Below are 13,974 nucleotides of genomic sequence, written 5' to 3' on the forward strand. Positions count from 1 at the left end.
ATTAAATTAAATTTAATTAATAGTTAAAAAAATACAAAAAGACTTTTTTAACCGGTATATGTTGTTTTTAAGCAACCATTAAAAGCATCCTTTTTTATGATGATTGTCACTAAAAACCCGATGCAAAAAATGGTAGTTTATTGAGCAAAACCTAAAGGGAATTTTTAGCTTTACCCGTCGTATGGAAGAGCACACATTCGTTATCCCTGTATACAAAGAGTCGCCCTACCTCGAAGCGTGTATCAAGAGCCTTATCAGGCAAACAGCAAAAAGCAAAATCGTTATTGCAACATCAACCCCAACAACATTTTCGCAAAACATAGCGGCCAAATACAATATACCTTATTATGTAAACAACAGTGGCCAAACGAGCATAGCCACCGATTGGAACTTCGCTTTGGAAAATGCCAACGCACGATTGGTGACTATAACACACCAAGACGATATTTACGAACCCACCTATGCCGAAGAGGTATCACGCGTTATATCCTCCAATTGTCGTAAACAAATTCAGATCGCATTTACCAACTATACCGATCTTGTCAACGGTCAAATCCGCAAAACATCGTTAAATGCGTTCGTAAAACAAAGTTTATTGTGGCCGTTTGCATTCAACAATGCTATAAGTAACTATTTTTTTAAGAAACTGGTCCTTCGCTTTGGCGACCCAATCTGTTGCCCGTCGGTAACGCTTAATATGGAAGTATTGAGTGGTTTTTCCTTCCCGGCCGATTATCAATGTGCCTTGGATTGGTTTGCCTGGTACCAATTGGCCCTGCAACCAGGCGCATTTGTTTATATCAATAAAAAGCTAATGCAACACCGCATACACCCCGGTTCCGAAACTACCAATCAACTGATGAACGGCATCCGCCAACAGGAAGAACTGCGCCTGTTCGAACTGATGTGGGGCAAGCGTATGGCTAAACTGATTGCAAAACTTTATACCCTTGGGCATAAAGATAACCTGATTTAGGTTTTTGCTGATTTATCAAATCGTTACATCTACAATGTAACCACCTGCGCTCATGGGGAATATCGTTTCGAAAGAGTTAACAATCCCCTCAAACGATTTTACCAATTGTTTTTTGGCACCTGTTTGACGTAGTATCATCTCGGTGTATTTAACATGATAGGGGATGATTTCCCAACTATCAAATTTTGCCCATTTGCACAAAGTATTTAATGTTTTATACGAATAAACCTGTAAATGATCTTCATGTGCCGACTCGCGTTTAAAAAGCGACAATACCATATTGGAAAAAGAAGTGGCATTTGGCGTCGAAAAAATTAATCTTTTGCCATTAAAGTTCTTTTTGATGCTTAAAAAAAACTCCACAGTATTTGGCAAATGCTCAATTAACTCGCCGGCAATTATAATGTCAATATCGGCGTTATTCAATCCAAGCTCATCAAGCTTATAAATATCACCAAAAAGGATTTTAACAAAGTCGTTTATTATAATCCCTTCGGCCGGTAATAGTTTGGAATTGTCAACACCGATATGCAATGCCGATACTTTCGATATTTCGTTAAAAAGATAGTTCTCGCTATTTTCCTTTACCAGCGCGGTTTCGTCATAGCAGCCCAAATCGAGCACTTTTTTATTTATGCATGCATTTTTTAAATATCCGATGCGGTTTACCGGACGTGTAACTGTAAGTTTCTCTGTAGGGGTATATCTTAGCTCGGGCATTATAGTTTAGGTTGTGCAATATGCATTTATAGCCGGATGACAATAGTTATGGTTAAAAGTACTATTTTTATTGCCAAAACAAAATTGTGTGATGGTTGGAAATTTGAACGGTGTATGGCTATTGATAATCTTCATGACCTTGATTTATTGCCTCTCAAATGCTTTTTCAATCGTTTTGTTGGGAGGCAAAGACTTGTTATCAAACGGGTTAAACAAGTTTAGCAATGTTATCTCATTAGTGTTCAACTGGCGCTTTATACTGTCGATGACATTAGCGGTCGTGCCGCGTTTTTCCTTTGTTTTAATAAATGCCACGCTTTTAAAAATACCCTATTTGGCAGGCAAAGCTACAACCATCACTGTTTTTATAACTTTTATATCTTTAGGGTTTATTTTGTTCACCAATCATTTCTTTTTGAATGAAACTTTAAATCTGAAACAAGCTATTGGTGCATTGATTATTGTTACAGGCGTAATTGTTATTTTAAGTAAGTAAGTATTTCATTCCAATACTTTTGGAGAAAAATTTATTTATTGATATTACTTTTTGCCCAATCCAAATTACCTTTTGCCAGTTTGTGATTCGGGTTTATTTTTAGTGCTTGCTCGCACGCGTCTATACCGTTTTGCCATTGTTTTAACTGGTTATATGCGGCTCCCATATTACTGTAGGCATCTGCATAATCGGGCTTTAGTTTTATCGCTTTTTTACAAGCATCTATACATTTTTCATAATCGCCTTGGTTGTAGTAGGCCAGGCTTTGATCCAGGTAACCGGCGGCAGTAGTTGTCGGTTGGATGGCTTGAGGGGCAGCCAGAACAGTTTCAATAACAGTAGCGTGGGTTTTGCCGGCTTCCAAAAATTTCTGGGCAGTTGGGTCGTTTGGTACCAATGCCAGGTATTGTGTGGCGGTTTTCACTAATTTGTCATACTGTGCTAAAGCATTGTTGCAATGCATTAAAATATCGAGTGCCATTATTGAATACGGGTTTAACTGTACCGCTACCTCGGCCATAGCTTCGGCATCGTTCACCCGGCCTACCTGGTTTAACCAACGGGCATAAAACACATACGAATCGTAGGTATTAGGACTAAGTGCCTTGGCTTTCAAAAAATTTTGTTCAGCTTCCTGCGGTTTGCCCGTGGCGCCTTTCAAAATTCCTATGTTGATAAACAGTGTACTATACGACGGCAAAAACGGAACCGCCCGCTCAAAATAGGTATCCGCCACAGCGTAATTACCTTTTCCCATTTGTGTTAAACCATAATTCATTAACCCACGTCCGTTTAAGGGGCTTTTTATAGTAACATCGTACCAAAGGCTTTCCTCGTCGTGCCAAATTTTATTGCGCTGGTGTACCCCGAAAGCGTTTAACCCTAATACCAAAAAAACACAGGTAGCAAATAATGCCCGGTAATTAGCGTTGGCCGTAATTTGTTCCTCCATTTTTATGAGCCAGAGGCCAATAAAAGTTACCACGCTTAGCGCCAGTCCAACAAAGGCAAAAAACATGCGGTGGTCATTCGTGACTTCGGCGAATGGAGCCACCGACGTTGGCAGCAGGGCCGCGGCAAACCATATCAATCCGAAGGCGATGGGTTTGGTTTCGGCTTTCGCCGAGGTTTTGAAAATGGCGATGATGAGCAGTACTACAAATATAAGCCCTACAATAATACGCTCGTCAAATACATTTAAAATAACCGTCCAGTCGGTATCGGCGCTCAGGTTCATCGGCAAAAAGAAAGCGATAAAATAGTGTAGCCATACATAGCTTTGTGTGAGGATATAATAAGACATAGGATTGGTGATGCCCGGAATTGAAGTTACCTTCGACAGGGTATACCACTGCGTCAATGCAACTATAATAAATAAGGGCAGCAGTTTTACCACTGCGCTAACTATCAGTTTAAAGTTTTTTGCTTTAAATATATCGGCGACGGAAAGACCTTTCTCATATAAAAGAATGTAGAAAAACAATAAGATGACCAGCACTAAAACCGTTTCTTTGGCAAATACGCCAATAAATGCAGGTATGATGTACAAATACCATTTTTGCTTTTGCGGATAAGCCACATAAATGAGGAAAGAGGCGACGATGCAAAAAGTGGATTGTACGTCCGATCGGGCGATAACGTAATTTATAGTTTCGGCATTGGCGGTATGCAGCGCGTACCACGCAACTGTACCCATGGCAATATAAGCCGACCATTGATGTTTTATAGATTGCCCGAGTAGATTTCGATACATAAAAAACAACAGCACACAAAGTACTATAAACCAGATAAAGGTTGAAAGCTGGAAATAAAACGGGTTCAAGCTTCCGCCGAGCCAGTAATCAATGGCCAGGCTGGTAGTTACAACCGGCCTTAAGCCCCAGTGAGCCGGGTCGGCGCTAAACATTTTCGGATCCGAAAAAAACTGGGGGATGTTTTTGATATTGCGGATATGCACATTATCTACCACCGCGTGCGAATCGTCAAAATGGAAGCCGTTGTTAAAATGGTTGCCGTACGCGGCTATCAAAACCAGTAGAAGCACAAAGCCGCAAATAGTAATATTTTTGTTGATTTTTAACATTGCTCAAATGTAATTAGTTCGCATTTTTTTTATTCCCGGCATCGCCATTGTTTTCTTTTTTATCCAAGCGTTCCTTTAATAAGGCTATTTCTTGTGATAGGTTGCGGATATTGTTTTGAAGCTTCGATACCACTACGCTCAGGTGCAAAAGGTATATCAAAATAGCGAATATAAAAGCGGTAAAAACCAGGTTAGGGGGTTCAAAAACACCAAACAGATTGGCCATAACGCCCAAGCCTTTACGCCAAAACGAAAAAACCACCAATACCAAGGTGCATAAACACCAAATAATCGCATACTCCTCGCGCAGTTTACCCTTTATGATTAGCCTCGAAATATAGGCGATAAACAAAATGTCGAGAATGATGGTGATAAGTTGGATGCGGGCCATTTTAGTTACGGATAAATGAAAACAACATACCAATGGTTACTTTAATGATGTAAAACAGCGAAGCCCCATGTTGAATGGACGATTTGCCACCAAGCCGCGACCGCATATTTACTGCCACCTCTTTTATTTTTAATCCGGCTTTTGCAAATATTACCAACGATTCCGGTTCCGGGTAATCATCAGGATACCTTACAGCTGCCACTGCAATTGCCTTCCTGTTCAGCAACCTGAAACCCGATGTACTGTCAAATATATAATTTCCTGTAAATATCCTGTTCAGTAAATAAAAGTAATTGATACCTAATCTGCGCAAAAATGATGATTGAAAACCTTGTTTGTCAATAAAACGCGACCCTATCACTATATCAACCCCGGTATTTTGCTGCGCCAATAACAACTTTTCAATTTCTGCAGGAGGGTGCTGCCCGTCGCCATCTAATTGTATCGCAAAGTCGAAATTGTTTGCTAAAGCGTATTTTATGCCTGTTTGCACGGCACCGCCAATGCCCAGGTTCATGGGCAGGTCAAGCACGGTAGTATAGAGTTTCCTGGCTATATTTTTGGTATCATCTGTTGAGCAATCGTTGATCACAACGGCCTCCATCATAAAACCGTTGGGCAGTTTAATCGTACCTATTTCTTTAAGCACCAATGGCAACGAAGTTTCTTCGTTATAACAGGGAATAATAATCAATACTTTTTGCGACATCGATATTTTAGTTTACTGCCAGTTGCCTAAATTATAGTGGAAGCCAATGCCGTAAACATTGTCATTCTTTTTGTCGAACGGTAAACGGCCGGCGGAGTAACTTACAAAAAAGCCATTGCTCGATTCGAGCGTGGCCACAAAGTAAACCTGATTGGCTATGCCCGCGTTCAATTCGGCGCCCGAGGCATAAAGCTCCCTGTACCACCTGAAATCTGAACTAAAATAAATAGCCTTGTTGCCAACCCTTGCGGCTTTGGTCTTAAAATCGGCCTCGAACCTAAAGCGGCTGAACGGGTTTAGCGCGCCCGTTACCGCCTGGCGCAAGCTATCCTGTGCCGGTATCACGTAATCTACCCCCGTCAATGCCGAAGGGAACGAAGCTCCCGATAGTTGAAAGGTATCATCGGTGCCGGTCAATAAGCGCAGCAGCGCGAATGGATAGTCGGGCAGGTTAAAATATTGCAGAGCCTCGCTTTTGTTCCAGGCTTTTGCGCCAGCGTTCACCAAAAAGCCGGGCACAAACTGCCGTTTCGAAAAATCCTGGTTGGTCTCGTAACTGGTATTTACATTGATGCCCAAATAATACTGGTCGGTTATTTTGGTAAGTTTAGCTGCTTCTTCATATAGCAACTTTACCTGCGGGTTGTTTGGTATCCGGTTTTGGCTTATTTGTTTGTTGATGGCCTGCAATTTCCTAACGGTGGCGGTGTCGTTTTTTTGCGATACGCCTCCCCAAATAAAAGTTCCGTTATACAAAAATGCCGATTCGAGCAAATTACTGGGGTTATAGGCTTTTTTAAAGGCAACGTTCCCGTCTAAATTAATGTTAAAGCTTTGCACCTTACTGCCGTTGGGCAGCTGCTTGTTTTTTGCCCAGCTGTTGGCATAATTGTATTGAAAGCCCAATGCCGATGATTGCTCATCGGTTTGAAATGTTTTAAACTTGACGTTCAAATCTCGGATGAAAGTATACAAGCTGTTTGGCTTGCCGCTGATGCTGTTTACATATTTGGCAAAAGCATCGTTATATAGGTCGGGGTTTGAGAAAATGCTGTTGATAGTCGATTTTCTGATGCTGTCAACTTGGCCGGGGCTCATGCTTGGATAGGTGACATTGATAACAGAGTTGACAGGCGTACCAGCGGGATTCATCGGCACTTGTGCAAAAACCGACAAATGGCAGCACAATGGTGTCAGCAATAGCAAGGAACGCAGCAGTTTTTTCATTAGCTGATAAATTGATAAAGGCCGCCAATTGTGTCAGATAGGTTTTCTACCGTATTTTGTTCATTCACCAAAATATTCATCATGGCGGTAATAGCCTGCGCCTGACTTTGCCCGTTTTGATAGCCGGCCAGATAGCTGTTTGTAAATATACCGTCGAATAAGGTTGCCAATGCAGTTGCCGACTGCCTGATGATATCAGCACTTGCCGTAGCATTAAAAAAAAGCAGCTGCGACATTTTTAAACTTCCGGCATCCGGGAACAGCACTTCCGAATCTATTTGTTCTAATTGTACCAAAGTGGGGTATAGGTTGCTGCAAACCGTGTTATTATCAGTCCATGCCATTATATAATAGTTTTAAATAAGGGATTATCAATCAATAGCCTGATAGTTATTATTTGCTAATGGATACTGTTGACAATAATATCCACAATTTTTTGTTTTAACAACATTAGATTTAAAACACCTATGCTTTTTAATTGATACAGCGTTCAGCTTGTATTGGCACAAAAAAATAAAAGTGACAAAAGGTATTTTTCTCTTTACTTTGATTTATAGTATCTTTGAACAGTTTTGTAATTAAGGTGGAAACATTTAAAAATAGTAGCAGCGGTAAATTTTTGTTGTTGTTTGTTACGACAACATATTTATTTATTGCCATTTCGCACATTTTTTTCCTTCCGCATTATAACGTCGACAACACAACACGTCCGGTTGTTTCAAACTCCATATTCAAAAGGCATACTTCGGGTAAAAATCAGCAGGAAACCTCACAACTGAGGCGGACCGATAAATCAACACTCGACGAAAAGAAAAAACTGATCAGCAACATTACCGTACTGGTAACAATTGCTTTTCTTTTGGTCAGCATTTTTGGGTTGTACAATACGTTAACAACCCCTCTATTTCCCCGTAAATACCTGTTCATCAACAGGCAATATTCTTATTTAAGCCTCTGTACGTTCCGTATCTGATCCTTCTTCATGCTAAAATCCTCATGGGATTTTAAAACCTCCTGTTTTTAATCATGGAGTTAATGTAATGGCGATAGCTTAAACTCTTTTCAGCCGCTAACATTACTCCCGTAAATTTTTAACAAATTATTTTATGATAAAAAGTTTCAGAAGAATTTTAGGTGTGATGCTGCTTTTGTTTTTAACAATGCAGGCGATGGCTCAACAGCCATCGGGCAGTATTACGCTTAAACAATTGTTAGTCCAGGTAAATAAAAAATCGCCTGCACTTATTTCAGATTCGGCCGCCATCCTTATCCGCAAGGCACAAGCCGCCGAAGTACGCAACAACTGGTTGCCCAATCTTCGGTTAAATTACCAGGCCGATGTAGGTACCAATAACAACGATGCCGGCCCGTATTTTGGTTTTGGCATTGTACCATCCGACTCCCGAGGGGTACGTACAGGCAGCGTAACTACCGCGACCTCCACTACACTGGGCGTTGCTGCCCTCGATTGGGAAGTATATAATTTTGGCGCTTATGGGGCACAAAACCGGGTCGCAAAATCCGACATACTGGTGGAGCAAAACAATTTTGCCGAATCAAAATACCAAATTCAGGCTTACGCTATCGATAATTACTTGCAACTGCTGCGACTGCAGGATTTTTTGAATATCCAGTTGCGCAATATCCGGCGTAACGAGGAAATCAAAAAATCGGTTTTATCCCTCGCTAAAAGTGGCGTGAGGCCCGGTGTCGATACCAGCATTGCAGAAGCCGAGCTATCGAAGGCCCGGTTGGACTATATCGAACTGAGCAACCAGGCCAGGCAAACACAACTGCAATTATCGGCCATCAGTGGCTTGCCTGCCGCATCCATAGTGCCCGATACAACAGCATCGGCCGTACTGGTCAATAAATTTATGTTGGATAACCTGGACGATATCGACACGGCCAACCACCCGTTGATCAATTTCTATCGCTCAGTTTATCAAAACAGTTTGGAACGCGAAAACCTGGTTAAAAAGAGTTATAATCCCAAAATACTGCTCGAAGGGGCGGTTTGGGGGCGTGGCTCAAGTGTTGACGCGAACGACCAGTTCAACAGCCTGTCGGACGGGTTGAGCTTTAACCGAAATAACTATCTGTTTGGCGTAGGCATTACCTATAACCTCTTCGATATAAAACGGCGCCAGCTCAAGCTGAACACCGAAAAAACCGTCGCCGATTACGCGCTTAAAAAGCTGCAGGAAGAAAGCGCCATGCTCAGCATAAACGATCAACAAGCCAACCAGGAAATGTATACCGCAAGGCAACGACTAAAAGAGATACCTAATCAACTCAACGCGGCCAACGCGGGATACAGGCAAAAGCTATCGCTGTACAAAAACGGCTTGACGGATATTATCGAACTCAATGCCGCGCTTAACATCCTGTACCGCGCCGAAACAGATTATGTGAGTGCCAAATACAGTTACAGCCATGCGCTTTTTCAAAAAGCCATTACCGAGAACCAGGTTAGTCAAATTTTAAACCTCTTAAATTAATTCACTATGTCAATGGTCACATCTGCACTCAAAAGGCCCATCACTACCATAGTGATTACGATGAGCCTTTTAATATTCGCAGTGCTCAGTGCAATAAAAATACCGATCGATATTTTCCCGCAGTTGAACCTGCCAACCATCTACGTTATCGAATCGTACGGTGGTATGTCGGCGCAGCAAATGGAGGGCTTTTTCAGCACCCGTTTGCAGGATCAGTTTTTGTACGTAAACGGTATAAAAAATATCAGCAGCAAAAACATACAGGGGCTAACGCTCATCAAACTATCCTTTTACGAGAGCACCAATATGGCCGAAGCCAGCGCGCAGGTAGCCTTACAGGTAAACAGGGCGCAAAGTTTCTTTCCGCCGGGGGCTTTGCCGCCGCAGGTGGTACGTTTCGATGCTTCGTCTTTGCCGGTCGGGCAGTTGGTGCTGGATAGTAAAACCGAAAACCTGAAGGATATTTACGATATGGCAGCTACCCGCATCAGGCCCATGTTCGCTACTATTCCCGGTTTATCGGCACCGCCGCCATTTGGTTCAAACGCCCGCTCCATTATCCTGAGTGTTGACCCGAACAAGCTGCGCAGTTTTAACCTTACACCTGATGAAGTGGTGGATGCCCTGTCCAAATTCAACGTGATGTCGCCCTCGGGTAACCTGCGGTTGGATAATACCATGTACCTTACCACTTTAAATTCGCTCATAAAAAATGCCGATAATTTTGGCAATATCCCCGTCATTACCAAAAATGGCGTGCCGATATACGTAAAGGACATAGCCCGTGTTAGCGATGCCGCCGATATTACGGTAGATTACGCGCTTATCAACGGCAAACGTTCGGTGTATATTCCTGTAGTAAAAACGGCCGATGCATCTACCTGGACGGTGGTACAAACCCTGAAAAGCAAACTGCCCGAAATGCAGAACCTGCTGCCCGATGATATCAAAATCTCCTACGAGTTCGACCAATCGATATTTGTGGTGAACGCTGTAAAAAGTTTGATGACCGAAGGCGGTTTGGGTGCATTGCTCACGGGTTTAATGGTGCTCTTATTCCTGCGCGATTGGCGGAGCAGTCTCATTGTGGTGATTACCATCCCGGTATCTATCCTCATCGGGGTGTTATTGCTGGGGCTTTTCGGGCAAACCATCAATATCATGACACTGAGCGGATTGGCTCTGGCAATCGGCATCCTCGTCGACCAGGCGACAGTAACGATTGAGAACATCCACCAGCATCTGGAAATGGGTAAAAGCAAGCGGCAAGCCATATTTGATGCCTGCGAAGAAATATCATTTCCGCTGTTGCTGATATTGCTTTGTATCCTCGCCGTATTCGCGCCAAGCTTTATGATGAACGGCGTACCAAAAGCCATGTTCTTACCCTTGTCCATGTCGATAGGGTTGACCATGATTGTGTCGTACGTTCTCGCGCAAACTTTGGTGCCAATTATGAGTAATTGGCTTATCAATGCAGAGCAATACCAACATTATCATCATGATAAGGTGCATGCACATGCGGGTGAAGCCTTGGACAAAAACGAAGAAGGGCAGGTTAACAGGCATTTAAAAGAGGAACAGGAGCATCCTGAACAAAATGACTTTTTCGAAAAAGTAAAAATGCGTTACATGGGCCTCATCAGCCGTTGGATGCCCTACAAAAAAATCATTGTACCGGTTTACCTGGTGGTGGTGATTGCTTTGGCAGGTGTGGGGTTTGTTATAATCGGTAAAGATATGATGCCAAAGCTAAACAACGGCCAGTTCCAGATGCGGATAAAAGAACCGCAAGGCACCAGGCTTGAACGCACCGAAGACAAGTTTAAACAGGTGCTTGATATCATCGACAAAACCGTTGACCACCACGTGGCCATCTCATCAGGCTATATCGGGTTGATACCCAGTAGTTTTGGTAGTAGTAACCTATATGTATTCAATACCGGTACGCATGAGGCGGTTTTGCAAGTTAACCTCGATGAAAAATACAAGGTGAATATGGACGAACTGAAAGACGCGCTCCGCAAAAATATCAAACAGGCCATACCCGATATGGATATCAGCTTTGAGCCGATAGATATGACCGAAAAAATCATGAGCCAGGGAGCGTCAACACCTATACAGGTGCAGATTGCGGGTAAAAACATGGAGCAGATTGAAGCTTTCAGCAATAAGGTTTTGGCCAAGTTGAAGCAAATACCTTACCTGCGCGATGTGCAAATCGACCAGCCTCTAAAATTCCCTGCCATATCCATCACGCTCGACCGGCTGAAGGTGGCGCAATTAGGTTTGAATATAAAGGATATCGCACGTTCGGTTACAGCCAGTACTTCATCCAGCCGATTTACCGAGAAAAACCTGTGGTTAGACGATAAATCGGCTTATACCTATCAGGTGCAGGTGCAAATACCCGAGTATGTGATGAATACAATGGATGAGTTGAAAGAGATCCCCCTTTTAAAAGGCCAAAGCAGCCCTACGTTGGCTGATGTTGCCACGTTTACAACTGTATACACGCCGGGCGAGTACGACCGTACCGGGCCCCGCAGGTTTCTCACGGTGAGCGCCAACATCTACAAAAAAGATTTGGGTACAGCAACCAACGATGTACAAAAGGCTTTGGATTCGGTAGGGGCGGCCCCAAAAGGCTTAATTGCCGAGGTAAAAGGAATGTCGAGCTTATTGACCGAGACCCTGGGCAGTTTACAAAATGGCTTGGCCTTTGCCATCCTGGTGATATTCCTGTTGCTGGCGGCCAATTATCAATCGTTCAAAGTGTCGCTTACGGTTTTGTCAACTATACCCGCGGTTATTTTAGGGTCAATCACAGCATTGCTGCTATGTGGTTCTACGCTTAACCTGCAATCGTACATGGGTATGATTATGTCAACGGGTGTATCCGTTGCCAACGCCATCCTGATTGTTACCAACGCCGAAAAGCTGCGGCTGGAGTTTAAGGACGCTACCCGCGCCTCGGTAACCAGTGCTTCCATCAGGCTCAGGCCAATATTAATGACCAGTTTGGCCATGATTGCCGGTATGATACCGATGGCCTCGGGAATGGGTGAGGCAGGAGAACAAACAGCTCCGCTCGGCCGTGCGGTAATTGGTGGGCTGTTTGCATCAACCTTTGCCGCCTTGCTGATACTGCCCATGGTATTTGCATGGGTGCAGGATAAAACCGACTACGCAGACCCATCGCTTATGCCTGTTGAAACCACTGATTACGAACTAACATCAAAACTTGATCCTCAAATCTAATGATCGCACCGAATCAAAATATCACCAAAATGAAAACAAAATTCATCATCATAACCGGCATAGCCTGCTTATTTGCAGCATGTGCCGGCAATCAAAAACCGGTTGACCTGACGGAAAACAATGTATCCGCAAAACCAAAATTCGAAACCGGAACCATTGCCGAAAAAGCGCTTTCGAGCTTTGCCCGTTTACCGGGACAATTGAAACCATTTAACGAGGTCAATATCTTCCCGAAAGTAAACGGCTTTGTAAAGAACCTGTATGTCGACCGTGGTGCCATTGTGAGCAAGGGCCAATTGCTTATGACGCTTGAAGCGCCCGAAATGGAATCGCAATTGCAGGCGGCAAATTCCAAATACCTGCAGGCGCAGGAGAATGCCGTAGCCAGTAAAGAGAAATATCAACGGTTAAGCGAAGCCGCCAAGGAACCCGGATCGGTTTCACCATTAGACCTGGATAATGCCTTATCCAAAATGAAAGCCGATGAGCAGATGGCGCAAGCCGAAAAATCGAATGTGGCTTCTGTTCGCACCATGCAGGATTACTTGAATATCCGTGCGCCTTTCGATGGCATGATCGTTCAGCGCAACATATCGCCGGGTGCTTATGTTGCGCCGGGTAAGGAAACCGATCAACCCATGCTTATCCTGCAAGACATCAACAAACTGCGGCTTGAGGTTTATATTCCGGAAGATTTTGTTGATAAGGTTGACCTGAATAAGCCCGTTAAATTTACGTTCAACGCTATGCCGGGTGGCGAGCAACAGGCAAAAATAAGCCGTTCAGCAAATGCGTTGGGTAGTATGCGATCAGAAGCAGTAGAAATTGATGTGCTGAACAAAGAAAGGCAGTTAAAGCCCGGCATGTATGCCGAGGTAAAAATACCAATGCTATCCGGCGCGAAATCCTTATTGGTGCCTAACAATGCCATTGTGCGATCCACCGAGCGTGAGTACGTAATTACGGTGCAAAACGGTAAGGCGGCATTGGTCGACATAAAAGAAGGATTGACAACGCACGATTCTACTGAGGTATTTGGCAATTTACATCCCGGCTTAACGATCGTAAAAAATGCTAACGATGAAATAAAAGAAGGAACTGTAATCAATTAAAAGGTTCGCAGCCATCGGCACCGATTTTTCGCCGACGGCTGCAAACTCCTTTTAAAAATTAAATAAAATCACAAAACATGGATTTTGATAACATTAAAATATTAGAAAGCGACATTGAATTGTCGCATTTTGCAAGAGCTATCGCTATCCCTGTTAGGATTTCCATGATAAGGCTCATTATTGCTCAAGGCACTTGGGTTAGTCACGATGTTTTTTCTGTAATTGGTTTAGGGCCCGTAACTATTGAAAGACACCTTAAAGCGATGGTTCACCTGGGGCTGATTAAAGAGAAACATTATAACCGGAAAACATCTTACAACATAAACGAAGAAGTTTTTTTGAAGATGGCGGGCGAGTTTACAGAGCTGTTCGATTTTTTTAAAAGAATGCATCCCAAAGAATAAAAAAACTGTTAGCAACAATTTCCGATTATATTATTTAGCTAATCATCAAAAATTCCTGTAACCTAAAAAATCTGCTACTTTTGTAAAATGCAGA

The 13,974-nt window shown here is 43.1% G+C and carries 13 protein-coding genes; 7 read left to right on the plus strand and 6 right to left on the minus strand.

Annotated features, from left to right (window positions below):
- The first annotated feature begins 181 nt into the window (after positions 1 to 181).
- Positions 182 to 976 (plus strand): glycosyltransferase family A protein, encoded by a 795-nt coding sequence (locus tag QZX97_RS11190; protein ID WP_295654734.1) that lies wholly within the window; start codon positions 182 to 184, stop codon positions 974 to 976.
- A 15-nt stretch (positions 977 to 991) separates the two neighbouring features.
- Here QZX97_RS11190 and QZX97_RS11195 read toward each other — a convergent pair whose 3' ends face one another.
- A complete protein-coding gene (locus QZX97_RS11195) occupies positions 992 to 1,696 on the minus strand; it encodes a methyltransferase domain-containing protein (protein ID WP_295654736.1) in 705 nt (234 codons plus the stop codon).
- Between the two features lie 334 nt (positions 1,697 to 2,030).
- On the opposite strand from QZX97_RS11195, the gene QZX97_RS11200 reads away from it, so the two are divergent.
- Complete coding sequence (locus QZX97_RS11200) at positions 2,031 to 2,192, plus strand: hypothetical protein (protein WP_295654738.1); 162 nt, start codon at positions 2,031 to 2,033, stop codon at positions 2,190 to 2,192.
- Positions 2,193 to 2,223: 31 nt separating this feature from the next.
- On the opposite strand, the gene QZX97_RS11205 is transcribed toward QZX97_RS11200, so the two are convergent.
- From QZX97_RS11205 to QZX97_RS11225, 5 genes are read right to left on the minus strand one after another with little or no spacing between them, the layout of a single operon-like run.
- Positions 2,224 to 4,275 carry a tetratricopeptide repeat protein gene (locus QZX97_RS11205; protein ID WP_295654740.1) on the minus strand — a complete coding sequence of 684 codons (2,052 nt, stop codon included), beginning with the start codon at positions 4,273 to 4,275 and terminating at the stop codon, positions 2,224 to 2,226.
- 13 nt (positions 4,276 to 4,288) lie between these two features.
- Positions 4,289 to 4,666 (minus strand): DUF2304 domain-containing protein, encoded by a 378-nt coding sequence (locus QZX97_RS11210; protein ID WP_295654742.1) that lies wholly within the window; start codon positions 4,664 to 4,666, stop codon positions 4,289 to 4,291.
- 1 nt (position 4,667) lies between these two features.
- A complete protein-coding gene (locus tag QZX97_RS11215; RefSeq protein ID WP_295654744.1) occupies positions 4,668 to 5,375 on the minus strand; it encodes a glycosyltransferase family 2 protein in 708 nt (235 codons plus the stop codon).
- Positions 5,376 to 5,387: 12 nt separating this feature from the next.
- Complete coding sequence (locus QZX97_RS11220) at positions 5,388 to 6,602, minus strand: hypothetical protein (protein WP_295654746.1); 1,215 nt, start codon at positions 6,600 to 6,602, stop codon at positions 5,388 to 5,390.
- Positions 6,602 to 6,946, minus strand: coding sequence for a hypothetical protein (locus QZX97_RS11225; protein WP_295654748.1), 345 nt, complete (start codon positions 6,944 to 6,946; stop codon positions 6,602 to 6,604). The genes QZX97_RS11220 and QZX97_RS11225 overlap by 1 nt, the downstream gene beginning before the upstream one ends.
- Before the next feature lie 239 nt (positions 6,947 to 7,185).
- Between QZX97_RS11225 and QZX97_RS11230 the strand changes: the two genes are divergently transcribed.
- From QZX97_RS11230 to QZX97_RS11250, 5 genes are all read left to right on the plus strand, one after another.
- Complete coding sequence (locus QZX97_RS11230) at positions 7,186 to 7,575, plus strand: hypothetical protein (protein ID WP_295654750.1); 390 nt, start codon at positions 7,186 to 7,188, stop codon at positions 7,573 to 7,575.
- A gap of 133 nt (positions 7,576 to 7,708) precedes the next feature.
- Positions 7,709 to 9,103 (plus strand): TolC family protein, encoded by a 1,395-nt coding sequence (locus tag QZX97_RS11235; RefSeq protein WP_295654751.1) that lies wholly within the window; start codon positions 7,709 to 7,711, stop codon positions 9,101 to 9,103.
- Between the two features lie 12 nt (positions 9,104 to 9,115).
- Complete coding sequence (locus tag QZX97_RS11240) at positions 9,116 to 12,364, plus strand: efflux RND transporter permease subunit (protein ID WP_295654753.1); 3,249 nt, start codon at positions 9,116 to 9,118, stop codon at positions 12,362 to 12,364.
- A gap of 29 nt (positions 12,365 to 12,393) precedes the next feature.
- Complete coding sequence (locus QZX97_RS11245) at positions 12,394 to 13,476, plus strand: efflux RND transporter periplasmic adaptor subunit (RefSeq protein WP_295654755.1); 1,083 nt, start codon at positions 12,394 to 12,396, stop codon at positions 13,474 to 13,476.
- Between the two features lie 77 nt (positions 13,477 to 13,553).
- Positions 13,554 to 13,880 (plus strand): hypothetical protein, encoded by a 327-nt coding sequence (locus tag QZX97_RS11250; RefSeq protein WP_295654756.1) that lies wholly within the window; start codon positions 13,554 to 13,556, stop codon positions 13,878 to 13,880.
- Positions 13,881 to 13,974 lie beyond the last annotated feature (94 nt).

It is taken from the genome of uncultured Mucilaginibacter sp. (assembly GCF_903893715.1).
Classification (GTDB): Bacteria; Bacteroidota; Bacteroidia; order Sphingobacteriales; family Sphingobacteriaceae; genus Mucilaginibacter.